We start from the raw sequence: 24,352 nt of genomic DNA, 5'->3' as shown, positions 1-24,352 counted from the left end.
TTTGTGAAAGATAATCGCTACTGTCCCAAAAGCCGGCTATGCACGGCTTTTGGGACAGCCTCGCCACCACTAAAAAATACTTAAATGATAATGCTTTGATAGTTCCTCTAAAAACCTCATACCAGCTACGCTATTTCCTACAGCATCAATTGCTGGGCCAAAAATCCCGATACCAATCGTGCCCTGTAATTGTTCAATTTGCGCATCCATTGCAACACATAAAATGCCACCAGAAACACCGCTTTTTGCTGGTAAGCCAACAAATGCTGCAAATTTGCCAGATGCATTGTACATACCGCAAGTAAGCATAAGTGCTTTCGCGATTTTAGCGATTTTAGCATCAAAAATTTGCTGCTTTAATAGCGGGTGATAACCATCGTTTGCAATAACTAAGGCAATCATTGCGAGCTGCTTTACATTAATCAATAAAGCGCATTGCCTTAAATAGGCTTCTAAAGCCATTTCTACATCGCCCTGCAAATAGCCGTTTGCCTTTAAATAATAGGCAATCGCTCGGTTACGGTAGGCTGTTTCCCATTCAGAAGTAAAGACTTCTTCACTCACCTCACATCGTTCATTCGTAATTTTTTGGATAAAGCTTTGCAAATTGCTCACTTTTTCCTCTACCTGCTCACCCGGAAGCATCGATGAAATTGTAATAGCGCCCGCATTAATCATTGGATTAAAGGGTTTGCCTGGCTGATGACTTTCTAAGCGAATAATTGAATTGAAAGGATCGCCTGTTGGCTCTACATCAACATATTTTAGGACTTGTTCAATACCGTATGTTTCACAAACAAAAATAAAGCTAATGACCTTCGAAATGCTCTGTAAAGTAAAAAAATGCTCATAATCTCCTTCTTGAAATGCTCTACCATTCCCATCAATTAATGAAACCGCTAATAGCTTTGGGTCAACATTACTTAATGCTGGTATATATGTAGCAACATGCCCTTCTTTATAAAATGGCTGTGCATCATGAAGAAATTGCTGTAATTGTTGCATCTCTTATTTCCCTCCAAAAATTAATAAATGTCGATTGTCAAGAATAGAATACACCAATTAGACATGAAATAGTATCGCTACTCTATTTTTTAGGAGGTTTACTATGCGTTATATTATTTTTACAATATTATTTTTTATTATTGCGACAGTCGTCAAAATAGATTTACAGGAAGGGACACTGCCCCTTGCTTCCTTTTATGCTCAAGAAGATTGCGAGGAACAAATCGACTACGAATGGCATAATGTTATCGTTAGAGTACAGCATCGCGATACGATTTACAGCTTATTTGCAGCAACTCCTTCTGATGCTCCATCACCTGAACGCCTTGCTGAATTTTATAAGGCAAACCCACATTTACAACAGCAATCGCTTGTTCCAGGTGAGTTGATAAAATTACCAATTCGCAAACAAAAGGAAAATAAATGTCTTTAAAGCGCCCTCTTTCTGAAACACCGTAGTTAATTCTTGTCCTTGCTTATTTTCACTGCTAAAATAGTGACTGTGAGAGTATTTTTTCGAGCATTCGTTTTGTCATGCAACAACAAATCGTTGTGTTGCGTCATATTACGAAAACTTGAAGGCAGTTGCACAATCGTGCAATTGATTTTTGTAAGCCCAAAAAGGAGAGAATTTATATGAGTGAAATCGTTCACCGTTCCAATACACGCCCCGTACGCGTAGGAAACTTAACAATTGGTGGCAGCAATGAATTATTCATCCAAAGCATGTGTACAACAAAAACACATGATGTGGAGGCAACTGTAGCAGAAATTTTACGTTTAGAGGAAGCAGGCTGCCAAATCGTACGTGTTGCTGTACCAGATGAACGTGCGGCGGATGCAATCGCAGAAATTAAAAAGCGCATCCATATTCCACTTGTTGCAGATATTCATTTCGACTATAAGCTCGCATTGAAGGCAATTGAAAATGGTATAGATAAAGTACGTATTAATCCAGGTAATATCGGTCGTCGTGAAAAAGTAGAGGCGGTTGTAAATGCAGCAAAAGCAAAAAATATTCCTATTCGTATCGGTGTAAATGCTGGTTCATTGGAGCGCCATATTTTAGAAAAATACGGCTATCCTACAGCAGATGGGATGGTTGAATCTGCACTACATCATATTAAAATTTTAGAAGACTTAGATTTCCACGATATTATCGTATCGATGAAAGCATCTGACGTAAACCTTGCAATCGAGGCATATGAAAAAGCAGCAAAAGCATTCGATTACCCATTACATTTAGGTATTACAGAATCGGGTACATTATTTGCAGGTACTGTAAAATCAGCGGCTGGTCTTGGTGCTATTTTATCAAGAGGTATTGGTAACACATTGCGTATTTCCTTATCTGCTGACCCAGTAGAGGAAGTAAAAGTAGCACGTGAGCTATTAAAATCATTTGGTCTTGCTTCTAATATGGCGACACTTATTTCATGTCCAACATGTGGACGCATTGAAATTGATTTAATATCCATCGCTAATGAAGTGGAGGAATATATTTCCACGCTGAATGTTCCATTAAAGGTTGCAGTGCTTGGCTGCGCAGTAAATGGTCCGGGTGAAGCGCGTGAGGCTGATATCGGTATCGCAGGTGCCCGCGGTGAAGGCTTGCTATTTATGAAAGGCAAAACAGTCCGCAAAGTTCCTGAAGAGACGATGGTTGAGGAATTGAAAAAAGAAATCGATAAGCTTGCTGCCGAAATGGCAGAAAAACGAGCAGCGGAAGAAGCTCGTGCTTAATAAGGCGTGATGACAATGACAAAAAAAACGAGATTCGGCATTGATATTGATGGCACTGTTACTTGTCCAGCAACGTTAATTCCACATATTAATAAACAATACAATGTTCATATTACGCTTGACGATGTCGTAGAATATGATTTTTTAAGTGCATTCCCGCATCCTGTCGACAGGGATGAATTTGCCCATTGGTTTGCGACAAATGAGCCTCAGCTTTATGCAACGAGCGAGCTTGCAGACAATGCTAAATCCATTTTAAATGACTGGAAAAATCGCTACGAGCTATTTTACATTTCTGCACGTGGTGAAAACGTTCTTGATATAACAAAAAATTGGTTTCATACACATGCCATTCCGTATGACCATATCGAATTGATTGGCAGCCATGATAAGTTGTCTACAGCGAAGCAACATGGTGTCGATGTATTTTTCGAGGATAAGCATGACAATGCTGTGATGCTTGCAGAAGAATTAGACATTCCCGTTATTCTATTCGATACACCTTATAATAGGCTTGCAATCCCTAACAAAGTGATTCGTGTTAACAATTGGATTGAAGCAAACGATTGGATTCGTAGAAATTTTTAATGACCTAAAAAGCTGTCGGGGGTAAGTCCGACAGCTTTCTTTTTAGATGTCCAAAATCCCGCGCAACCACCTGTCCACAAAGCTTTCAAATGTAATGCCATATTGATTATAAATTTCGTGATAAACAAAATAAACACCGAGCCTTTCTAGTAGCTCATCATCAATGCGCATACACCCCTACCCTTTCTAAAACTAGCATACGCAATGCAAATGCATTATATGAAAAAACTAACTGGGGCTGTCCAAAAAGCCGTGCATAGCCGGCATTTTAGACAGTAGCAAGGATGTTTCACAAAATGTGGATTCATTTAAACAGAAAACGCCTCTTTTAAAAATGGGATGAACATTGGCTTTAGCAGTGTTATCCTTCAGTAAAAGTGAAGCGATGAAACATTGATTTCAATGCGGTGGCAAAACAAAATGGACTTTTCGGACAACTCCGCTTTGGTTATAGTTCTAAAGTAACAATTCGCCCGTTTAGTAGGTGGATTCGCCTGATAATTTAAAAAAAGCGCGAGAAACCGATATTATAAAAAGGATTCTCACACTTATTAGAATTTTATGCTAGCTTTTTAATTACTTCAATCATTTTTCTTCGAGTTTCATTTAATTTTTGTTCATCAATAGAGGTATCTTCGCCTTCCCTAAAGAAATCTGCAAAATTTTGTCCTTCATATCTTGGCACAACATGCATATGGAAATGTGTTAATTCATCAAAAGCGCCACCGTTTTGACATACAGTAATGCCATCTGGCTGAAACAACGTTTTGATTGTCTTTGATATAAGCTGTGTCGCTTCCATTACTGCAGCTGCCATGTTTCTATTAAGCTCATCGAAATAACATACATTTTTTTAGGCAAGATTAACACATGTCCTTCATTATAAGGGGCGCAATCTAAAATGCAACATACATGCTCGTTTTCAAATATTACATAAACGGGTGCTTTTTTGTTCGCTAAATGACAGCCTAGACAATTCACTTGCTTACCTCTGAAAACCAAGCCATCAAATCGTTCAACTCCTCCGCGGTTACTCCATGCCCATCCGCGTATGTTTTAAAGGTTATTTGTGCGCCGTATTCCTCGAAGAATTCTGCACTAGCTTTGCCCCATGCAAGTGGGTAAACATAATCATACTCCCCATGCGCAATAAACATTTTGACATTGCCTAATGGTAGTTTGCAATATTCCTCTACTACAAATTGAGGGACAAAGCCGCTTAAAACTACAGCCCCGTGAAGCGTATTGCCCATTATAACAGTTAAAGCCTGAACAAGTGCTGCGCCTTGGTTGAAGCCCATGACATATAGCGCTTCCTTTTTCAATGAAAACTCTACGACTGCTTCTTCAATAAATTGTTTTGTGAATTGTACAACTTGGTCAAAGACATCCTGATTCGGTAGACCTTCCTCTTCAAATGTATAAAAGGCGTAGCCTGGCGGATGCGTAATCGGACCGCGCAAGCTAAAAATATGACAGTCAAACGGCATATTTCCAACAAGTTGTAATAAATCTTGCTCATTGCTACCTAAGCCGTGCAATAAAAAGATAGCAGGCTTTTCGCCCGTTTCCTTTGGTGCTATATGTGTAAATATATATGGTGATTTCATCGCTACTTCCTCCTATTCTGTTAATTCCATGCGATTGACAAACTGATCAGCATAATAGGCTACATAGCCCTCAATAATTTTTAATGTTTCCTCAAAATCTCCCTCTAACACTACGTTTGCCTGTGGCTGTATTGTTAAATAGGTTAAAAAATCATAGCGCAGCGAGTGCTCTACTGATGCATACGCATAATCATAGATAACTGCTTCCTTTGTGACATTTAAGGCCTTATATTGGCTATGGAATAATTTTGTATAATCCTCCATTTTTTCAGAAACAAATTGGCGGATGCGCATCTGCTGTGCGAGCGATTCGCTTTCAATATAGGACACTGCTGGCACTTGTCCTTGTCCATATGTAGCGCGTAAAATTTTTATCCATGCCGCTTTATTTTCAACAAAGTACGTAATATTTAACATTAAACGGTCAAAAAAGTCTTGCTCATTTGCCGCGGACTCTTTTTTAGTAGCAATATTTTGTTTAATTGTTTTTTCGAATTGTGCTACATCTGCTTTTTGTGTTAGCAGAAACATTAATTCTTCAATATAATGGTTTACTTCTTGCTGTGTTCGCAAACTCTACACTCCCTTTTACGTTAAAAAATATATTGTCTCATATTTTCAAGTGTATTTTCAATCGCACCTTTTAATGATTTTTGCTCATGACGGCAACATGCTAATGCCTCTTCCAATGCAATAAGTGCTTGCTCTAAAAACGCATCATGTTGCAAGCTTTTATATAGCTCTACTAAAATAAGTGCCCGATTCCAATGCCAGCGAGCATTTTGTTCATCTAGGTCAATCGCTCGCTCCAAATAGCCTAATATCTCAAACGGTGTGTAATCTAAGCGCTGCATTGTTTGCGCTGCTAAACCATAATAAACAGCTTTATTTGGATTATATTTAACAGCCTGTAAAAAGCAATGAACACTTTCCTCATAATGATGTGCAAATAAAAAAAGCTGTGCTTGTGTAAAAAAGGATTGCGCTCGCTCTTGGTCTGTTCCAGTACGCGCGCGTTCTTCAAGTTGACGTGTTCTTGCTACAAACTGCTCTTCCTCAGTAATTTCGCGAATAGCTAATACTTCGTCCTGCTCGACATATGTCTCATCTGCCCTCTCGATTGCTTGCTCTTCACGCATTGTATAGCGAGGAATATTTGCTAATTGATAACGTTCATACAATGCAATCACCTGCTGTGCAAATGGTGAATCTTGCTGCAACTGCGCCTTTTGAAAGCAGGCATGTAATTGTCCATTATAAAATAATTGCTCCAGTTTCAATACTTTTCACTCCCTATCTTTTTAGTATACATGATTCAAGCAAAAATTTTTTAATAAAATTATTAATCCCTACTTGACTAATACACTTTATAGGAATAGAATACAATATGCTAAGTAAATATAACTAGGAGGTTATTATTAATGAATTTCTTTGTACTGATAAATATTATCGCATTACTTGTGTTAATCGGTATTTTATATGCTTTAAAGAAAAAGAATATTAAATTTTCAACACGTGTCTTTATCGCATTAGGTTTAGGTATTTTGCTTGGGGCAGTGTTACAGTTTATTTATGGCTCCAGTGCTGAGGAAGTAGTAAATACAGTTCCTTGGTATAATATTATCGGAACAGGCTATGTCAAATTATTGCAAATGATTGCTATGCCACTTATTTTTATTTCTATTTTGGTGGCATTCACAAAAATGAAGGTTGGTAAAAACTTCGGGAAAATGGCTGCCCTCATTTTAGCTATTTTAATTGGAACAACAGCAATTTCAGCAGCAGTTGGTATTACAACAACAGCCGTTTTTAATCTAGATGCAACACAAATATTACAAGGTGATGCAGAAGTTGCACGTGGTGAATCACTTGTAGAACGCTCTGAATCTTTAGCTGCGGCATCGCTACCACAGCAAATTGTGGAATTATTCCCAGCCAATCCATTCGCTGATTTAACAGGGTCTCGTTCAACTTCAACAATTGCTGTCGTTATTTTCTCTGCATTTTTAGGCTTTGCTTATTTATCAGTGTCACGTAGAGATCAGGAAACTGCAGCAACAATAAAAAAAGGTATTGACGCTATTTATGCCCTTATTATGGGGGTTGTGCGCATTGTACTTCGCTTAACGCCATATGGTATTTTAGCAATTATGGCACGCACTGTTGCTACAAGTGATTTTGGGGCAATTTTCAATTTAGGTAAATTCGTTATTGCCTCATACGTTGCATTAATTATTGTGTTTATCATTCATTTGTTGATTATTACATTAACAGGTTTAAACCCATTCACATATGTGAAAAAAGCAGCGGAAACGCTATTATTCGCTTTTACATCTCGTACGAGCGCAGGTGCTTTGCCATTAAATATTCAAACACAAACAGGCCGCTTAGGGGTTCCAGAAGGAATTGCAAATTTCTCCGCTTCTTTCGGTCTATCTATCGGACAAAACGGTTGTGCTGGTGTGTACCCTGCTATGCTAGCTATTATGATTGCACCGACTGTCGGTATTAATCCGCTCAGTCCAGTCTTTATTGCAACAGTTATTATCGTTGTAGCAATTAGTTCATTCGGTGTTGCAGGCGTTGGTGGTGGAGCAACATTTGCCGCTATTTTAGTACTATCTGCACTTGATTTACCAATTGCCCTTGCAGGTGTTTTAATTTCTGTTGAACCACTAATTGATATGGGGCGTACAGCATTAAACGTAAGTGGTTCGATGACAGCAGGTGTAGCTACAGCTCGTGTAACAGGAGAACTTGATAAAGAAGTCTATGATACACCTTCAGCTACTAAACAGCTAATCGATGCATAATAAAAGCGTCCAAAATAGCCGTGCAGTTGTCGGCGGTGCTTCTCCAAAGCGCTCGCTCGATAAAATAACAAAGGTTTCTATGAAAATAGGAAAATATTAAGTATAACAAATTTCCTTCGTATAAAATGAAGAAGTAAAAATTGAATTTTTATTGTAGACGAAAAAATGGGAGCGTCTAATAAGTCTGCAACTATGCGACTCATTAGACAGCCCCATTTTTGTTTTAATGAAGCTTCTGGAAAGTAAGTTTTTCATTTCTTCTCTTACGCTTAGAAGAAACATTACTAAATCATCCATTTTCAAAGAATCCCCTCACTATTCTACCAAGTGAGCATTTTGACAAAATCCCATCAAAAGCGTTCAAAAGGACGACTAACACACGGTCTTTTGAACGCTAAACTGCAACTCTTGTACTAAATTCAGGTAAATATATTGCATAAAAAATTGGAAACGATACAATAGTGGTAAAGATTAGTAAGCCGAGTGAGGTGAGCAAGGATGTTTGAGACAGTTACAGCTGAAAAAAGTTTATTATTTCTAGAAGATGATTTATTAGTAAATGAGTTTAAAGCGTTAGCAAGAAAATTACCGCAATATCATTCAATTCCACAAGCGGGAACCATTAGCTCAAACGATGTTTGGGTTGCTGCATTTAATATTTGGCTACTCTTGCAACCAGATGAATATCTCATTTTGGAATCAGTAGAAAAAACACTCTATTATTCAAGCAATTTTATCATTTTAGATGAATTAAAAAATGATCATTATTTCAAATTTATTAAAACACATCCTGATATAGCTACCGAGTTACTATTCATTACAGCACTTTATCTTGCAGAAGCTTTAAGCCAATGGCTAGCAGAAGTATTATTAGTAGAAAACCGCGAGGATATTATTATTCGCAATAGACGTCGCTCCTATTTTGAGGCACACAAAGGCAGCGACGAAGAGGTACGTCAATTCGTGGAAGATCAAGCAGCCATCGTCAAAATCATCATGCCGATTTTGACGAAAGAAAACACGCTAGAGCGCCTTATTAAAAATAGCTACGATGAGGCTTCAACGCACTTCCATAAAAAAAATATTGTGGTGGAAAATTAAACTATATATGTCAATGGAACTACATGGAATCAATTATGATTTATGTAGTTTTTTTAACGTCTCTCAGCAATATTTTTTGTACCGAAAGCGTAGCGACAGGTACACAGGTATGAGACCAATTTCAGCGGGTGTCCAAACACTCGCTGAAATTTAAGCCTCCGGCGGATGTCAGGGACTTTGAATTGTGCAAGCACCGTTCAAAATCCCAACGCAATTACGCCAAGGCGTAATTGATTAAAGTTTTAATATGTATAAGAAAAAATTACTAGTCAGATGCATGCTTTTTCATTACACTAAACTATAACGAGCATTATTTTTATAGGCTACAAAGAGGAGGCTATATATGATAAACAAACAAATTGAACAAGTGACAGACCAACATGTTGTAAAATCTTTAGAAAAAAATCTAGCAATTGTCCGCTTTAATCTAAATCATGATGTTGAATATGTAAATGAGCAGTTTGCTGCGATGCTCGGCTACAAAGCAGCACAATTAATCGGGGTAAATCATAGCCAATTTTGCTTCCCTGAATTTTCTGAAAGCCCTTCATATAAAGAATTTTGGAGACATATAGAACAAGGGAACTCTTATAAAGACAAAGTTATACGAAAACATGTTTCTGGAGAAAAAATATGGCTAGAAGTAACTTATATGCCTATTTTCTCTGATAATGGTCGTCAAGTGATTGGTGTTAGTAAAATCGCTTTAAACATTACAGAAAGAATGGAAAATGTGAATTCTTTAGCAAATCAACTAAAAGATATGTCGGAAACATTAAATGAAAAATCCCAAATCGGCCATAATGATAGCATCACTTTGCTGAGCAACATTGAGCATATCGAGGAAGAGTCAACAATAAATCAACAAAATTTGCAAGCTTTACAGCGAGAAGCGGAGTCCATTACCAATGTCGTCAAAACCATTCGCGATATTGCTGCACAAACAAATTTACTTGCGCTAAATGCGGCAATTGAGGCCGCTCGTGCAGGTGAGCATGGCAAAGGATTCAATGTTGTCGCTCAGGAAGTACGCAATCTATCAACAAAGGTTTCACAGTCGATTGGCGAAGTAAAGGATAATGTTGACCGTATTATTGATAGAATAAATTCCGTCACGACTAGTATTGATGCTATAACAAAAAGTGTGCAGGGCAGCACAGAGCAAATTGAAAAAACAGTAAATCACTTTCAATATATTGCCCAAACTGCTGAATCATTGGAAAAAAACACAAATGAATTTATTGAGAGAATTTAAAGGGGTTGTACGCTAATGCTTCAACTTTATATGAATAACGAGCATTTTTTAGCTGGAATAACACTGAAGAACGATAGCATGGAATCCAATAATATGGCATTTTACACATCTGAAAGCCCACTGACTGTTCTTCAAAATCGCCAGCAACTTGCTAACGAAATTGGCTATTTACTAAAAGATTTTGTTTGCCCAGAACAAACACATAGTGCAAACTTCCAAAAGATAACGAAATCCCAAAAAGGTAACGGCGCAGAAAATCAAGCATCTGCCATCCCGCAAACGGATGCCCTGTATACGTATGAGCAAGGAGTTGTACTCGCGATTTTTACAGCAGATTGCGTGCCTGTTATCATAACGAATGCCACAACAGGTTTATGTGCCGTAATTCATAGTGGCTGGCAAGGAACTGTGAAAGAAATTACAGCAAAATTGCTACAAAAATTAATGGAGGAAGGAAACAACCCTACTGATTTTCACGTGCAAATTGGCATGGCGTTAAGCCAGCAACGCTTTGAAGTAGATGCAGATGTATATAAGCAGTTTCAAGCGCTTGGCTATGCTGATGATTTTATGTACTTTCATAAGCCAACAAAAAAATATCATATCGACAATCAATTCACTGTACGACAGCAATGTCTACTAGCTGGTGTGCCAACAGAAAATATACAGCTCGACCGAACATGTACATACGACGCAGCACATGGCTTCTCCTACCGCCAACAAAAAACTTGTGGTAGACATATGATTTTTGTTGTACGTAAATAAAATAGAAAAGCCGCCTGAAATCAAAATTCCGATTTTAGGCGGTTTTTTTAAAGAAATTTTCAAAACTGTAATCAAGATAACATACATTGACATACAATACACTATACTGTACTATACACAGTATATAAGGAGTGGATTATATGAGCTCGTTAATTGATTCTTTCACAATAGAATTGAGACGCGGCACGTTGACTTTAGCCGTCTTAAGCCAATTACAAACACCTCAGTATGGCTATTCACTTGTTCAGCGCTTAGAACAAGCAGGCGTTAGTATTGAACAAAACACGCTATATCCCCTGCTAAGACGTTTAGAAAAGCAAGAACTTGTCACAAGTAGTTGGGATACAACTGAAAGCAGACCACGTAAATATTACGTAATTAGCAATTATGGCAATGAGATTTTTGAGCAGCTAAAAACAGAATGGCTAACTTTAGCAAGTGAATTAAATACTTTGTTACAAGGAGATGATAAATAATGAAGTTAATTGAAGCGTATGTGTATGAGGTAACACGTAGATTACCTAAAAAAAGCCGAAATGATATTGCACTTGAGCTGACATCAACAATTGAAGATATGCTACCAGACAATTACAGTGCAGACGATATTAAGCTTGCTTTAGAAAAGCTTGGTAGCCCTGCTCATCTTGCTGCAAATTATCGTGATGAAGCGCGTTATTTAATTGGACCTTCGCTGTATGATTCATACGTCGATACAATTAAATTGATATTGCCATGGGCACTATTAATAACGCTTATTGTGCAAGTCGTCCAAAATATTTTATTACTTAATGAAGTACAATCTATTCTAGCAATTTTAATTAAATTTGTGAGTTTTAGTATTGTAGATTTAATCATGGTGGCATTGCATGTGTTGTTTTGGATAACAATTACTTTTGTTATTTTAGAGCGTAGCGGTGTTAGAAATTTAACGGTGAATGAAGAATGGACAGTAGAGGAGTTAGACAAAGTACAAATAATTCCTGATAAAAAAGGAATTTCTATCGGTGAAATATTATTTGAATTTGGCTGGTTTATTATTTTTACGATTTGTTATTTCACAGCAGGGCATTTTATCGGTATACACCAAACTACTGACAGTGGTAATTTGCTGTTCGTTATGCCTATTTTCCAGCAACAAACTTTGTTGGCATTCGCCCCCTTTTTCCTACTAGCTATTGCATTGGAAATTGTGCTACTTTTATACAAACTGAAGCATCGGGTATGGACAATGAATATGGCCATAGCAAATCTTATAATTAAATTAATTAGTGTTGTCATTTTTATTATTATCATTCGCAACACAAATTTAATAAATGCTGAGCTTGCTCCTTATTTAGCTAATTTAATGAATATCGCTACTATAAAAATCGAGCAAAGTCTAAGCTACATCGTTATTTTGACAATAATTACAATTATCATTACAACTTGTATTGATATTTATAAAGGCTTTCATAAAGCAAAAATATAACTTACATCATTCTCCCAAGTGGTTCATCTTCTACTACGATATTGGCAAGTTCATACACCGAAATTGGGAACATTGGTAAGCCATAATAATACGGTGCTAAATCGTATAATTGGAAGAAAATAACGAGTGTTTTATCTGCAATATAGAAAAATTGATTTGGTGAAATGGTCGTAAATGGCTCAATTACTGGGATATTGCGCTCTTTTATTTGCTCCTTAATATGCCGAGATATGACGTTGACATAATCGCTATTTGGTTTAAATAAATCTTTCAACTGACATAGCTCTCCTTTTTTCAAGTCAAATGTCAGCGGTTGAACAACCGTCATCCCGTGTGCGGCATGATAAAAATAAACATAGTTCGATAGCGTTAAGCTGAGCACATCGCGCTGATTATTTTTCAGCTCATATGTGCCTAGCATTTGCTCGATTGTAGAAGGCATACTACCTGCTTGTTTATTTATTAATTGCTGCGTTTCATGGACGATTGTTTGATTAATAAAAAATTGTAATGAAGGATTATGCATTTGTATTGCTTGAGGATAGTAAATAATTTGCTGTGGCGTATTTTGGACAGTATGCGTTTGCGTTGTCACTGGAAATGTAAAAGACAAAAAAACCAACTCTTTTCTCATTTTTGACATTGTATGCTAGTCAAAAGTCTTTTATCCATGAGGGACGTCCGAAAAACGTGCGGAGCACTGCTTCTCGGACGTTTTATTAAACTTAAAAAAGTACAGTAGCTCGTTTCAAAAGAGTGTAAACAGTAAATCTAACATCTTCACCCTTCCGTTTATAATGAATAAGTAAAATTATATTTTCATCGTACTAAATATAATTCATTCGTTTTAGAAAGCCTCGATTTTTTCTAAACGATAAATCGGCGCCGATATCGCTTGATATAACTGCTCAATATTAGTTTCTTCGACAGCAACAAGAATAGCTGTTGCGGGACCAGCGGAGCTCTTCATATCTACAGTGCAGTCAAATCGTTGCCCTGTAAACGCAGAGATTTCCACACCGATTCCTTTAGAGCCACAGGGCCATAATGCTTTAATAACATCTGCCTGTAACAGTGTATAAAGCTCGCATAAATTTGCCACATCTTGTCTATGCTCCATTACTTGCTGCCCTACTAAAGGTCGCCCAATTACAAAGTAGTGGCAATTTACAATTGTTGGTGTAAATTTCCTTTTTCCAATCATCGTTAAGCTTAAGCCTGATTGCAACGCAGAAAAATTGGATTCTGTTGAGCCTACAATTGGTGGTAAGTCTTTTCCGATTTCTTCAAATTGTCGCTGACAGCCCCTCACATAGTCAGCCCAAGCAGTTTCTCCTGTAAAGTTCGCTATTACTAAATGACTTGGCTCGGCTCCAGCGCACCATTGCTCTAAAAGTGCCACTCGCGTTGCAAAATAAGCGACAATTTCATTCGGCACTTGAACATAGTCAGCATCTTTTTCACCGATACACCCTGAATTGTCTATTGTTAAAATGGTTGTGGAATCAAGCAGGATAGCGTTTCGCATTGCTTACCCCTCCCATTTCACCATTTTTTTCACACGTTGGAGTACAGGAGCACAGGCAATAGCCACTCCAATATTAATGACTGTAGCAAGCAATAAACCCGGCAATGCACCGATGTAAAAGGCTGGTGAAATTAAAAAATAAAATGGTAATGCAGCTATAAAACCATTTGCGACAAGCATCCAAGCCCATTTCGTTTTAGCAAAGCCCGCTTTATGTAAACGTGCAAAAATCCAAATAATCGTGAACATTTCAAATGCAATAATGGCATGAAATGAGCCGAACGGCATTCCTGAGCTTAGCGCTGTTGCCAGATGTCCTAAAGCACCCACAAAGCCTGCATAAATAGGCGGCAGCACAAAGGCGGCTAATAATGCTGGAGCCGAATCAAGCGCGGCTGACGCGATAAAAACAGGTATTTTAACAAGCCCTCCTATTGCGCATAAGGCTGCTAATAATGCCGTTAAAACGATAAAACGTAAATTTTCTCTCGTCATAGTCCCTTCTCCTTTACTATTTGCGGAATACCGTACCAAATGCGTGTCACTTGCTCGCTATATGCAAACATCGCTTGATACAATCTACCACAAGTATCTCGTAGAAATCGCTGCTCTCTCTCTAGTGGGACAATGCCTCTTCCCATATCTGTACAAATACATACTACTGTTGCCTGAGCATCTAGCTGTCGCAATTTGTCCATTAATATAGCTACAATTTCATCCTCTGTTAAATGGGCAAGCCGCTTGACCATTTCTTCAAAGCGTCCTAGGATTACAACATCTTGCTGCCTAAAAGCAGTCGGCTCTGGTAAATGTCCCTCAAAAATATGCTGCTGTTTATAATGCTGCCTTACATACTGTCGTTTACCATTATAGGCACCTCCGATATAGACGTGCATCGCTCTCCCTCCTTCCATGCAGAAAAATGCGACCAATAGCAGCTATATAGTAGATGATGCTCTGCATGTAGGCCTTCAAATGGCTGCTGTGAAAACTGTGCCAACAATAAACGAATCACCCCTCCATGTACAACGAAGGTATACTGACCTGGCCCTGTAATAATTTGTTGTACAGCATGCCCTACTCGTTCTTTAAACGCTTGAAAGCTTTCACCAGATGGCGGTGTTACTTGCGCAGGATTTGCTAACCATTTTCTATAGTGTGGGTCGTCTTTTAATTGCTCATATGTTTTCATTTCAAACTGCCCAAAGTCAAGCTCACGTAAATCCGCGCTCGCCTCATAAGGTACTTGCGGAAAATAGCAGGCTGCCGTCTGCTGACAGCGTTTTAAGTCACTTCCATAAACAATGGTAGGCTGTACGGCAATGTGCACCGGCTGCAATGGCAAAATTGGTTCATCCGTATGCCCAATATATTTTCGTTCAGTATTCGCCTGCGTTTTACCGTGACGAATTAAATGAATAGTAATAGCGTCCCCCATAGCACAAGCTCCATCCCTTCATAAAGTGCACCAAGTAAGTCCCCTGTCATTCCTGCAAAGTTTTTATTTGACCAATGGCGATAGAAAAGCAGGCTACATAGCATGATAATATATAAAGCAAGTAGTGACCAGTCGCCCATATACAGTGCAAAGGTGATGACAAGCAGGCTATAAAAAACACAGGCTACAATTACTGCTTTTGTCTGCACTCGCTCCTTAAAATAAGCAGCTAATCCTGTTGTTTTTGCGTTTTTCATTGTAATGAAATAAAGTAGCATCGCAACACGTGCTAAAAGAGGAATTGCAATAAAGTAAAAAAGATTAATTTCACGCAATAAAGCCTCATAGAGAAATCCCACTTTTAGCAATAATAAACAGACAACTGCTAAAACACCAAAGGCTCCTACCCTTGGGTCCTCTAAAATTGTTAAACGCTTTTCTGTATCACGATAGGAAAAAAAAGCATCGCTTGTGTCGATAAACCCATCTGTATGTATACCACCTGTTATGACAATCATACCTACGACTAAAATGGCGGCTGTTAATAATGGCGATAATTGTAGCCAGTAATTATTTATAGTCAAAAATCCTATAAGCGCTCCACCCGTCAATAAGCTAAGAAGAGGCATAAGTATATACATGGCTGTCACATTTTTTTTCGTTAAAGATAGTTCTCGCTTAATTGGCAGCACGCTAAAAAACTGCAAGCTAAGGAGTAGCCCTGTTAAGAAATGCTTCATTTTTACCTCCTCTTACTTCCAACGCTTACTTAATCGATGGTCTATTTCATAGGCTTCATCACATTGTGCCACAATCCATTGATGAAGCTCGCCTAATAATTGCTTATATAATTCTGTTTCTTCATATTGCGATGCTGGCTCGTCTAATACCTCATTAGAAACAAGTAAAATAATTATATCTTGTTCTTTCCACTTTTCAATATATTGCTTGAATGATTTAATGTAATGTGAAATGGCATGAGCTTGTTTATTATCTGAGCTTGTTTTATATATCACATTCCCTAGCCATGTTGTTAAGCAATCCCATAGCACAACCTCAGCATTCCCAAATACGAATAGCTCTTCTTCTAATACATCTGGTATTTCGAGCGTATGCCAAATAGCCTCGCTAGCTTCTCGGTCTGCTTGGTGTCTGGCAATTCTTGCTTGCATTTCCGCATCAAAGGCTACTCCTGACGCAATATAGGTCAAAGAACGGCTATCATTAGTTGCCGCAAGCTGCTGTGCATATTGCTCCGCGAATGCGCTTTTTCCACTGCGAACACCGCCTGTCACAAATATTAAATGTCCCATCATTCCACCACCAAAATAGTTAATGCTAAAAAGGGGGCTGCCCGAAAAGCTAATATCTTTTCGGACAGCCCCACTGATGTATTGAATACCCACAAAAAATCCCCTGCCTCTGCGGTAGCCACAATACTCCATCGCAAAGGAATCATCTATCAATGACGCCTCGGCTAACTTTAGGTCAGATTTTTTCAAGCTTGCCCAAAAACACCTCTTAAAATCTGCAATATCCACCGAAGCTTAGGTCAACACGATGTTGGTCACTCAGTCGTTATCTTAGTATGCGATATTCTTAGACTAAGTTCCTATGATTCAGCCATCTACACGAGGTGGAAGACTTCTGTGCCTGTTGTTACACGATCGGTGCAGTAAACATCGTGAAAAAAGTGAAATGACTTTTCAGACGGTCCTTTTTCAGTCATTATAACATATTTATTACTGCACGATAACACAATCTGGGCATTTGCCATACACTTCAAATTTATGTGCTTCAACTTCGAAATTCGGCAAGCTCCCACCAAGAAATTCCATCGGACATAAAGGCAATTCTTTCACACTACCACATTCACGACAAATAAAGTGATGATGATGGTGCTCTGATTCACAATGCATTCTGAAGTTTCGTTCCCCTTGCATCTCTGTTTCGTCCAAAATGCCGAGCTCGACAAATGTTGCTAAATTACGATAAATTGTATCAAAGCTCATCCCAGGAAAATCCTTTTTCAAAACATCTAATAAATCGCGAGCCGTTAAATATTTATCCGTCTCTTCAAACATTTTCAAGATGAGCTCCCGCTTATCCGTTTTTTTATAGCCATTATCCTTTAAAATTTCCAATGCACGTGTCAAATTCATAGCGCTGCCTCCTTTGCTTGTGTTTTAAATTTTTTTGCAAGTATCACACATAATAATATGACTATGGATGTGACAACAATTGTTCCACCCGGTGCTAAATTTAAGTAAAAGGCGCTAACAAGTCCTATAATTACCGCTAGTTCGCCAAAAAGAATCGCGTAAATGATTGCTTGCTTAAAGCCTTTGGCCAGACGCATCGCTGCAGCAACAGGCAATGTCATCAAGCTCGATACAAGCAAAATGCCTACAATGCGCATACTTGCCGCAATCACAAGCGCCACAACTACCATAAATAATAAATGAATCCACTTTGCCGGCAGTCCACTTGCCTTTGCGTATTCCTCATCAAAAGAAAGGACAAATAATTCCTTGAAAAATAACAGTAAAAAGACAACAACAACTGCTGCAATCGCTAAAACAATCCATAAATCTTGCCGCGACACAGCGGATACTGAGCCAAATAAATAGCTCATTAAGTCCGTATTAAAGCCGCTTGCCAATGATATAAAAATTGCACTTAAGCCGATTCCTCCCGACATAATAATCGGAATTGCCAGCTCCTCATAATGCTTATACAGACGGCGTAGACGCTCTATTAAAATCGAGCCACTAACAGAAGCGACAATGCCCAAATAGATTGGGTTCAATAAAGCCATTGCCGCAAAGCTTTGACTTATATATAAGCTACCTGCAATCCCTGCAAGCGTAACATGTGACAGTGCATCCGCAATAAGCGATAGCCTACGCACAACAATAAATACGCCAAGTAAAGGTGCAATAATGCCGATAATTAGCCCTGAAAAAAAGGCATTTTGTAAAAATTCGTAACGTAAAATTGCTTCTATCATCCTGCTACCTCTCCTAGTGGATCTTTCGTACTTTATGGCCATACCACGCATCAAGCTTTTGCTGTGAGATATGGTCAAAGTCATCTTTATAACCATGAAAATGAATCGTTTTATTTAAGCATGCCACATGGCTAATATGTTCTGATACAATATCCACATCATGCGTAACTAAAATCATTGTAATTTGTCGTTCCTCATTTAGTTTAACGAGCATATCATAAAACGATTGCACATTTTCATGGTCGATACCAACTGTCGGCTCATCAAGTATAAGTAGCCTCGGTTCGGCAATAAGCGCTCGTGCAATAAAAACGCGCTGCTGTTGCCCACCAGATAGTTGTCCGATATTACGCATCGCAAAATTTTCCATTCCCACTGCTCTTAATGCTTCTACTACACGTGTATCAACATCTTTTGGAAAACGCTTAAATAAACCCATTTTCTTCGTCAAGCCACTTCTGACAACTTCTGCAACTGTTGCGGGAAAGCCTGAATTAAAGGCATTTGATTTTTGCGATACATAGCCAATCCATTGTCGCTGTTTAAATGCTTGTATCGGCTGACCAAACAGTTCGATTTCACCGTTTGCTGGCTTTAATAAACCAAGTATAAGCTTTAACAATGTTGATTTACCTGACCCATTCGGACCTAATAGTGCTAAAAAGTCTCCCTGCTCTACTTGAAAGGAGATATTATTCAAAGCTTGTGTACCATCATATTGAAATGACACATTGCGTAATTGGATAATCGGTTTTGTCATATTCATTCTCTTCTTTCTAATTCAAAATCATTACGATTTACAATTTGAAAGTATAGTAGACTTTTTGTGATTTGTAAAGGTAAAACGCTTGAAAGGATGAATAAATGAATCAAATGGAATTAATGCGTTTTTTTATGGATGCGAATGACCAACAGGTGCAAGCCTTTATAAAGAAACAAAGTGGCATCGAGCTGTCCACCAAAGAAATTAAGCAATTACGCCCACTGCTAGCGCGCGCCAATATGAGCTGGCTTTTTAGCGGCATTCCAAAAGATGTTTTAAAAAGCGTCGATAAAATTATTGGGAAAGAGAAAAGAAAAAATTTAATGCAATTGCTTAATTAAAAGAACGAGGCTGTATGCTTCTCATCGGCATAGTAAATTATTTCAAATGCAAAAAAATCTTTTCTATTTTCAATAGCCATTATTTTAATGTACCATCATTGAAATGCGGGGTTGTCTGAAAAACCTATTTTATTTTGATGCCGCATAAAATAATGATTTTCATTGTTCCACTTTTATTGAAAATCAACACTGCTAAAGCTAATGTTCATCATGTTTTTAAAAGATGTCTTGTCTATTTAGTTGATTCAATAGTTTGTCAAACATCATCTCCACTGTCCAAAATACCGGCTATGCCCGGCTTTTTGGACAGCCTCGCCTCTCTCATTAATAATGCTGAATAATAACCTCTACTAGCTGGTCTATTTGCTTCAAAGCCTGCGCATTTTTCTTGTCAGTCATTATGGCAAATGCATATTGGCGTCCACTTTTAGCTGTTACATAACCCGATAATGTGTAAACATTTGTAATGCTACCTGTTTTAGCGACAACACGTCCTCTAAGTGCATTTGTATCAAAGCGCTTGCGCAGAGTACCTCCAACAAAGCGTTCCTCCTGCCCACCAATTGGTAAGCCTTGATAAAAATTAGTGTAAATTGACTGCTGCTGCATTTTTGCTAGTAAGGCTGTCAATTCATTGGCAGAAACCCGGTTAGCATGTGACATACCTGAACCATCTTCCAAACGCCATTGCTTCGTGTTTAAGCCTAAAGAATACGCATAATCGCGTAAAGCAGCTACTCCATTTTCTGTATTGCCTTCACCGTACATTTCTAATCCTAAGGTTTTCACTAGTATATCTGCAATGCTGTTATTGCTTAGCTTCATAAAAACAGGATAAAGCTTATGTAATGGCAAAGATTCTTTTGTATATAATTTTGATGCTGTTGCAGGTATAACTTTGCGTCCAACTGTTACTTGTGAAATGTTTAAACCTGTTGATTGCCAAGTATTTTTAATAGCGTGCAACGTATTAATCGTTGGGTCTTGTAATGTTACCCATTCCTTCACAGTGCTCCCTTGTGGAATATTACCTGCAATAATAACTGTGTTAGAGCTGTATTGCCTTTTCACTGTTAATGTATTTTTGCCTGTTTTGGCAACTGTCCTTGCTTGATTGACAATCTTCATTCCACTCGCATTTGGTAAAACCCTAAAGCTTGGGGGCTGTGTAGTCTTATCACCTGTTATTTGTACAATAACCGTCCCAGCATCATAATCTGTGTTCGGAGACATTGTTAGGGCAGATATTCTTGCCGCATAATATTCTGTTTCATCTTCCTTAGCGATTCCCGGCGTCAATGCATTGCCGCTAAATGCGCTATCATCTCCATACAAATTGCCTTGTATCTTGCGGATGCCGTGGCGCTTTAATATTTTTGCAAAAGTGAGAAAATCCTGCTGCTGTAATGTAGGATCCCCGCCACCCTTTATGTATACATCACCATATAATGTTGCATCTGCAATTACACCATCTATAAATAGCTCTGTTGAAAATGTATAATCGCGCCCTAGTACATGCAAGGCGGCACTTCCTGTTAAGAGCTTTAATGTGGAGGCAGGCTTCATCAACGTTTGCCCATTATGCTCATATAAAACATTACCAGTTGTTAAAGAGCGCAATGACACACTTGTATGTAATTTGCCAATATTTTTCGTTATCGCTTGGTCAAGCATATGTGCGTTCGCTGTAATAGGTAACCCTATCAAAAGTAAACAAACTAGAAGCATTTGCGTTATTTTTTTCATCTATTATTTAGCGAGAATAACTCGCCCTCCCCCTTTCATATTACTTATTTTAAGTGTACTGCGATTTTTTATGAGCTATCTGCACATTCTTACGGATTATCTGCGAATCACACAAACCATCTGTAATATCTCTTATTTCCTTAACAGTCATAGATAGGGGTATCGGTGAGCAAATATTTAGGGCTGCCTAGCAATAATTTACTTGCTAGACAGCCCCGACAGCGTTGATTATTTAGCCTCGCATTGCATCTATTAACGCTGGTCGGAATTCTGCATCACGTAGCATGGAAATTTCATATAAATATGGTGCCGCTTTCGTTTTTGCATCTGCCCCAACAAAAGGTGTTTCAAGTATTTTCGGTATGTGCATTAGTTGGTTATGATGCACAATATAGTTCAATACATTGAAGCCAATTTCGCCAAAGCCGATATTTTCATGGCGGTCTTTTGCTGCACCACGCACATTTTTCGAATCATTAATATGCAACACTTTTAAACGGTCTAAGCCAATTATTTTATCAAACTCATTTAAAACCCCATCAAAATCATCGACAATATTGTAGCCAGCATCATGGACGTGGCAAGTATCGAAGCAAACTGAAAGGCGCTCATTATTTGTTACGCCGCTAATAATTTGCGCGAGCTCCTCAAATGTACGACCACATTCACTCCCTTTGCCAGCCATCGTTTCCAGTGCGATTTGCACGGGATGCTCCTCAGATAATACTTCATTTAAGCCTTCCACAATTTTAGCAATACCCGCGTCTGCCCCCGCCCCAACATGTGCACCTGGATGCAGAACAATTTGTGTTGCCCCGATTGCTGCTGTGCGTCTAATTTCCTCTTGTAAAAAGTCTACGCCAAGGCGAAATGTTTCTGGCTTTGTCGTATTTCCAAGATTAATGATATATGGTGCATGGACTACAATATTTTGCATGCCATGCTCCTGCATATGTGCTAGTCCTGCCTCAATATTTAGCTCTTCAATAGGCTTGCGACGCGTATTTTGTGGCGCACCAGTATAAATCATAAACGTATTAGCACCGTAGCTTAATGCCTCTTCACTAGCACCTAGCAGCATTTTCTTCCCATTCATAGATACGTGCGAACCTAATAACATACTTCAATCCCCCTATTTACGACCTCTATTTTTCAAACGGCGTTCACGTTTTTTTATTTTTTCCATTTCCCATTTCATATTGCGCTTATAACCTGGCTTTACTTTTTTCGGCTTACGCACAAGTGCCTTTGCTTTCGCATCAATTTCATTTTCATGCTTCACGCGATTTTGACGTTGGTGACGATCCTTTAGCTCAATCCATTCACCATTTTTCACATCTTTTTGCTCGAATGGAATACCCATTTTTTCGACGCGAACTAATGCGTCCTCATCTTCTGGTTTGAATAGTGTAATCGCCGTCCCTTTATTGCCGGCACGCGCTGTACGACCTACTCGGTGAATAAAGAATTCCAAATCCTCTGGTATCTCATAATTAATAACATGTGAAATACCTTGAATATCAATACCACGCGCAGCTAAATCAGTCGCAACGATAAATTGGTATTCTAAATCACGAATTTGCTTCATCATTTTTTTGCGATCACGTGGGCTCAAATCACCGTGAATTTGCCCAGCGCGAATACCTTGCTCAGCTAGATAGCCAGCTACGTGCTCCGCTGTTTTACGCGTATTACAGAAAATAATGGCTAAATAAGGATTGATACTTTTAATAACATCTAACAAGCGCGCATCACGTGACTTTGAGCGAACAGGCACTAAGTAAAAATCAATATTTTCAGCCACTGGTCGCTTATCATTCATATGGATATGAACAGGTGATTCCATATATTTCTTTAAAAATGGTTGCAGTTTTTCTGGAATTGTTGCTGAAAATACAAACATTTCTAAGCTTTCAGGCATATGACTAGCAAAGCCATCAATCTCTTCAATAAAGCCCATATCAAATGCTAAGTCAGCTTCATCTACAACAAGGATATTTGCTGTATGCACAAGCAGCGCATTTTCCTTCACTAAATCTTTTATACGGCCTGGTGTGCCGACAATGATGTGCGGCTGTGTTTTTAATTTATCAATTGAACGCTGTTTATCCGTACCACCAATAAATAATTTTGCTTGGATTTCTGTTCCTTCGATTAATTGCTGCAATGCATCGAAAATTTGCTGTGCAAGCTCACGTGTTGGTGAAGTAATAACGGCTTGTACTTCTTGCTTGCTTTCATCTAAACGCTGTACAATCGGAATTAAAAAGCTATGCGTTTTCCCTGTTCCCGTATGCGCTTGTCCAATAGCACTCTTGCCTTTTAGCACCAGTGGAATCATTTCTTTTTGAATCGGTGTTGGTTCAACAAAGCCTAATTTTGCAATAGCGTCCTGCAAAAAAGGTTTTAATTGATAATCTGTATATTTCGACATAATCGCTCCTCCTTAAATCTTTATTATTGTACCATGAAATACTGTTTTACGTGCCTAATCAAGCAACGATGTTGTAAACTTTTTCATTCAGAACCCATGTGACATTCTTTGCATATGATAGTTGTAAATCCACCATAGTGTCCATTTGATGTGCAGATAGAAAGGAGAGTTTTATGCGCCCGTTACCGTATTTCCAAATGCCTATGCCTTATTCTGCTCCCCCGTATGGTTTCATGCCAAGAGGCTTTGCACCATTTATGCGTGCTAATGCATTTACCCCACCAATGCCAATGGGAATGGGGATGCCTATGCAGGCGGCACAGGCAGCTCAAGCAGCCGCCGCCACACCAAAATGGGAAACCTTTTTACAAACTGCTAATAGCTTTATGAATAATGCACAAAAATTCACACCTTATGTGCAACAAGCTGCACCAATGATTAAAAATTTACCAGCCCTTTGGCGAATGTATCGAGGCTTCCGCAATTCACAAAATGAATCCAGCACGATTCATGCGCCGCATAAGGATATTAAAGGCAGGAATGCAGAAAGCTCTAGTAGACCACTTGAGCGTCAAACACGTCCGTCTGTACCAAGAATTTATCAGCCACCCTTCGAGCCTTAAAGGAGAATTTAAAGGAGTTGTCTCACTGCTATAAAATCTTGAATATTGATTGAGGGGCACTGTCTGGAAAGAATTTTCTTTCTGAAGTGCTCAATTTTTTATATTAAATACGTTGTACATG

Annotated in this window: 31 protein-coding genes; 11 read left to right on the top strand and 20 right to left on the bottom strand. The window is 38.5% G+C overall.

Annotated elements, in window-relative coordinates:
• Positions 1-69 precede the first annotated feature (69 nt).
• A complete protein-coding gene (glsA, locus tag C9J36_RS06045; RefSeq protein ID WP_066163858.1) occupies positions 70-1,005 on the bottom strand; it encodes a glutaminase A in 936 nt (311 codons plus the stop codon).
• Positions 1,006-1,108: 103 nt separating this feature from the next.
• On the opposite strand from glsA, the gene C9J36_RS06040 reads away from it, so the two are divergent.
• From C9J36_RS06040 to C9J36_RS06030, 3 genes are all read left to right on the top strand, one after another.
• Positions 1,109-1,438, top strand: a complete 330-nt coding sequence (locus tag C9J36_RS06040) for a hypothetical protein (protein ID WP_107942521.1) — start codon at positions 1,109-1,111, stop codon at positions 1,436-1,438.
• A gap of 203 nt (positions 1,439-1,641) precedes the next feature.
• Positions 1,642-2,748 (top strand): flavodoxin-dependent (E)-4-hydroxy-3-methylbut-2-enyl-diphosphate synthase, encoded by a 1,107-nt coding sequence (gene ispG, locus C9J36_RS06035; RefSeq protein WP_066163865.1) that lies wholly within the window; start codon positions 1,642-1,644, stop codon positions 2,746-2,748.
• A gap of 15 nt (positions 2,749-2,763) precedes the next feature.
• Positions 2,764-3,336, top strand: coding sequence for a hypothetical protein (locus C9J36_RS06030; protein ID WP_107942520.1), 573 nt, complete (start codon positions 2,764-2,766; stop codon positions 3,334-3,336).
• 42 nt (positions 3,337-3,378) lie between these two features.
• On the opposite strand, the gene C9J36_RS17585 is transcribed toward C9J36_RS06030, so the two are convergent.
• The 6 genes from C9J36_RS17585 to C9J36_RS06010 form a co-directional block, all read right to left on the bottom strand.
• Positions 3,379-3,507 carry a hypothetical protein gene (locus C9J36_RS17585; RefSeq protein WP_268807852.1) on the bottom strand — a complete coding sequence of 43 codons (129 nt, stop codon included), beginning with the start codon at positions 3,505-3,507 and terminating at the stop codon, positions 3,379-3,381.
• 388 nt (positions 3,508-3,895) lie between these two features.
• Entirely contained in the window at positions 3,896-4,153 is a 258-nt protein-coding gene (locus C9J36_RS17650; RefSeq protein ID WP_346719799.1) for an HIT family protein, read from the bottom strand.
• Positions 4,138-4,317, bottom strand: coding sequence for an HIT family protein (locus tag C9J36_RS17645; protein WP_346719798.1), 180 nt, complete (start codon positions 4,315-4,317; stop codon positions 4,138-4,140). Before C9J36_RS17645 ends, C9J36_RS17650 begins: the two co-directional genes overlap by 16 nt.
• Positions 4,314-4,946, bottom strand: coding sequence for an alpha/beta hydrolase (locus tag C9J36_RS06020; protein WP_107942519.1), 633 nt, complete (start codon positions 4,944-4,946; stop codon positions 4,314-4,316). The genes C9J36_RS17645 and C9J36_RS06020 overlap by 4 nt, the downstream gene beginning before the upstream one ends.
• 12 nt (positions 4,947-4,958) lie before the next feature.
• Positions 4,959-5,519: a DNA helicase gene (locus tag C9J36_RS06015; RefSeq protein ID WP_235616016.1), complete on the bottom strand. Its 561-nt coding sequence runs from the start codon at positions 5,517-5,519 to the stop codon at positions 4,959-4,961.
• 20 nt (positions 5,520-5,539) lie between these two features.
• The gene (locus tag C9J36_RS06010) at positions 5,540-6,226 is read right to left on the bottom strand and encodes a tetratricopeptide repeat protein (protein WP_107942518.1); all 687 of its coding nucleotides are present in this window, start codon (positions 6,224-6,226) and stop codon (positions 5,540-5,542) included.
• Between the two features lie 141 nt (positions 6,227-6,367).
• On the opposite strand from C9J36_RS06010, the gene C9J36_RS06005 reads away from it, so the two are divergent.
• From C9J36_RS06005 to C9J36_RS05980, 6 genes are all read left to right on the top strand, one after another.
• Complete coding sequence (locus C9J36_RS06005; RefSeq protein ID WP_107942517.1) at positions 6,368-7,759, top strand: L-cystine transporter; 1,392 nt, start codon at positions 6,368-6,370, stop codon at positions 7,757-7,759.
• A 498-nt stretch (positions 7,760-8,257) separates the two neighbouring features.
• Positions 8,258-8,860 carry a hypothetical protein gene (locus tag C9J36_RS06000; RefSeq protein ID WP_107942516.1) on the top strand — a complete coding sequence of 201 codons (603 nt, stop codon included), beginning with the start codon at positions 8,258-8,260 and terminating at the stop codon, positions 8,858-8,860.
• Positions 8,861-9,203: 343 nt separating this feature from the next.
• A complete protein-coding gene (locus tag C9J36_RS05995) occupies positions 9,204-10,115 on the top strand; it encodes a methyl-accepting chemotaxis protein (protein ID WP_066163886.1) in 912 nt (303 codons plus the stop codon).
• Positions 10,116-10,130: 15 nt separating this feature from the next.
• Positions 10,131-10,880 carry a peptidoglycan editing factor PgeF gene (gene pgeF, locus C9J36_RS05990; RefSeq protein WP_066163888.1) on the top strand — a complete coding sequence of 250 codons (750 nt, stop codon included), beginning with the start codon at positions 10,131-10,133 and terminating at the stop codon, positions 10,878-10,880.
• 140 nt (positions 10,881-11,020) lie between these two features.
• Positions 11,021-11,356, top strand: coding sequence for a PadR family transcriptional regulator (locus C9J36_RS05985; protein ID WP_066163891.1), 336 nt, complete (start codon positions 11,021-11,023; stop codon positions 11,354-11,356).
• Positions 11,356-12,348: an HAAS signaling domain-containing protein gene (locus C9J36_RS05980; RefSeq protein ID WP_107942515.1), complete on the top strand. Its 993-nt coding sequence runs from the start codon at positions 11,356-11,358 to the stop codon at positions 12,346-12,348. Before C9J36_RS05985 ends, C9J36_RS05980 begins: the two co-directional genes overlap by 1 nt.
• 1 nt (position 12,349) lies before the next feature.
• Here C9J36_RS05980 and C9J36_RS05975 read toward each other — a convergent pair whose 3' ends face one another.
• From C9J36_RS05975 to C9J36_RS05930, 10 genes are all read right to left on the bottom strand, one after another.
• A complete protein-coding gene (locus C9J36_RS05975) occupies positions 12,350-12,961 on the bottom strand; it encodes a DUF3298 and DUF4163 domain-containing protein (protein WP_201261890.1) in 612 nt (203 codons plus the stop codon).
• Between the two features lie 234 nt (positions 12,962-13,195).
• A complete protein-coding gene (locus C9J36_RS05970; RefSeq protein WP_107942514.1) occupies positions 13,196-13,876 on the bottom strand; it encodes a hypothetical protein in 681 nt (226 codons plus the stop codon).
• A gap of 3 nt (positions 13,877-13,879) precedes the next feature.
• Positions 13,880-14,371, bottom strand: a complete 492-nt coding sequence (locus C9J36_RS05965; RefSeq protein ID WP_107942513.1) for an ECF transporter S component — start codon at positions 14,369-14,371, stop codon at positions 13,880-13,882.
• Complete coding sequence (locus C9J36_RS05960; protein ID WP_066163902.1) at positions 14,368-14,772, bottom strand: bifunctional adenosylcobinamide kinase/adenosylcobinamide-phosphate guanylyltransferase; 405 nt, start codon at positions 14,770-14,772, stop codon at positions 14,368-14,370. The genes C9J36_RS05965 and C9J36_RS05960 overlap by 4 nt, the downstream gene beginning before the upstream one ends.
• Positions 14,724-15,314 (bottom strand): histidine phosphatase family protein, encoded by a 591-nt coding sequence (locus C9J36_RS05955; RefSeq protein WP_066163905.1) that lies wholly within the window; start codon positions 15,312-15,314, stop codon positions 14,724-14,726. Before C9J36_RS05955 ends, C9J36_RS05960 begins: the two co-directional genes overlap by 49 nt.
• A complete protein-coding gene (gene cobS / locus C9J36_RS05950) occupies positions 15,287-16,054 on the bottom strand; it encodes an adenosylcobinamide-GDP ribazoletransferase (RefSeq protein WP_107942512.1) in 768 nt (255 codons plus the stop codon). The genes C9J36_RS05955 and cobS overlap by 28 nt, the downstream gene beginning before the upstream one ends.
• 12 nt (positions 16,055-16,066) lie before the next feature.
• A complete protein-coding gene (locus C9J36_RS05945) occupies positions 16,067-16,720 on the bottom strand; it encodes a bifunctional adenosylcobinamide kinase/adenosylcobinamide-phosphate guanylyltransferase (protein WP_161956379.1) in 654 nt (217 codons plus the stop codon).
• A 336-nt stretch (positions 16,721-17,056) separates the two neighbouring features.
• Positions 17,057-17,476, bottom strand: coding sequence for a Fur family transcriptional regulator (locus C9J36_RS05940; RefSeq protein ID WP_107942510.1), 420 nt, complete (start codon positions 17,474-17,476; stop codon positions 17,057-17,059).
• Positions 17,473-18,324, bottom strand: coding sequence for a metal ABC transporter permease (locus tag C9J36_RS05935; protein ID WP_107942509.1), 852 nt, complete (start codon positions 18,322-18,324; stop codon positions 17,473-17,475). Before C9J36_RS05935 ends, C9J36_RS05940 begins: the two co-directional genes overlap by 4 nt.
• Before the next feature lie 13 nt (positions 18,325-18,337).
• Positions 18,338-19,084: a metal ABC transporter ATP-binding protein gene (locus C9J36_RS05930; RefSeq protein ID WP_107942508.1), complete on the bottom strand. Its 747-nt coding sequence runs from the start codon at positions 19,082-19,084 to the stop codon at positions 18,338-18,340.
• A gap of 104 nt (positions 19,085-19,188) precedes the next feature.
• Here C9J36_RS05930 and C9J36_RS05925 point away from each other — a divergent pair, with 104 nt between their 5' ends.
• Complete coding sequence (locus C9J36_RS05925) at positions 19,189-19,428, top strand: hypothetical protein (RefSeq protein ID WP_082798955.1); 240 nt, start codon at positions 19,189-19,191, stop codon at positions 19,426-19,428.
• Positions 19,429-19,752: 324 nt separating this feature from the next.
• On the opposite strand, the gene dacB is transcribed toward C9J36_RS05925, so the two are convergent.
• The 3 genes from dacB to C9J36_RS05910 all read right to left on the bottom strand — a co-directional run bounded on the left by dacB (position 19,753) and on the right by C9J36_RS05910 (position 23,608).
• Positions 19,753-21,135, bottom strand: coding sequence for a D-alanyl-D-alanine carboxypeptidase/D-alanyl-D-alanine endopeptidase (gene dacB, locus C9J36_RS05920; protein ID WP_235616015.1), 1,383 nt, complete (start codon positions 21,133-21,135; stop codon positions 19,753-19,755).
• Between the two features lie 271 nt (positions 21,136-21,406).
• Positions 21,407-22,294, bottom strand: coding sequence for a deoxyribonuclease IV (locus tag C9J36_RS05915; RefSeq protein WP_066163922.1), 888 nt, complete (start codon positions 22,292-22,294; stop codon positions 21,407-21,409).
• A gap of 12 nt (positions 22,295-22,306) precedes the next feature.
• Complete coding sequence (locus tag C9J36_RS05910; protein WP_066163925.1) at positions 22,307-23,608, bottom strand: DEAD/DEAH box helicase; 1,302 nt, start codon at positions 23,606-23,608, stop codon at positions 22,307-22,309.
• A gap of 173 nt (positions 23,609-23,781) precedes the next feature.
• Here C9J36_RS05910 and vrrA point away from each other — a divergent pair, with 173 nt between their 5' ends.
• Positions 23,782-24,231 (top strand): VrrA/YqfQ family protein, encoded by a 450-nt coding sequence (gene vrrA / locus C9J36_RS05905; protein WP_107942506.1) that lies wholly within the window; start codon positions 23,782-23,784, stop codon positions 24,229-24,231.
• Positions 24,232-24,352: the final 121 nt, after the last annotated feature.

This window comes from Metasolibacillus fluoroglycofenilyticus (assembly GCF_003049645.1).
Classification (GTDB): domain Bacteria; phylum Bacillota; class Bacilli; order Bacillales_A; family Planococcaceae; genus Metasolibacillus; species Metasolibacillus fluoroglycofenilyticus.
Note: the sequence above shows the minus strand (reverse complement) of the source record. Positions and strands in the feature narration are given on the sequence as shown.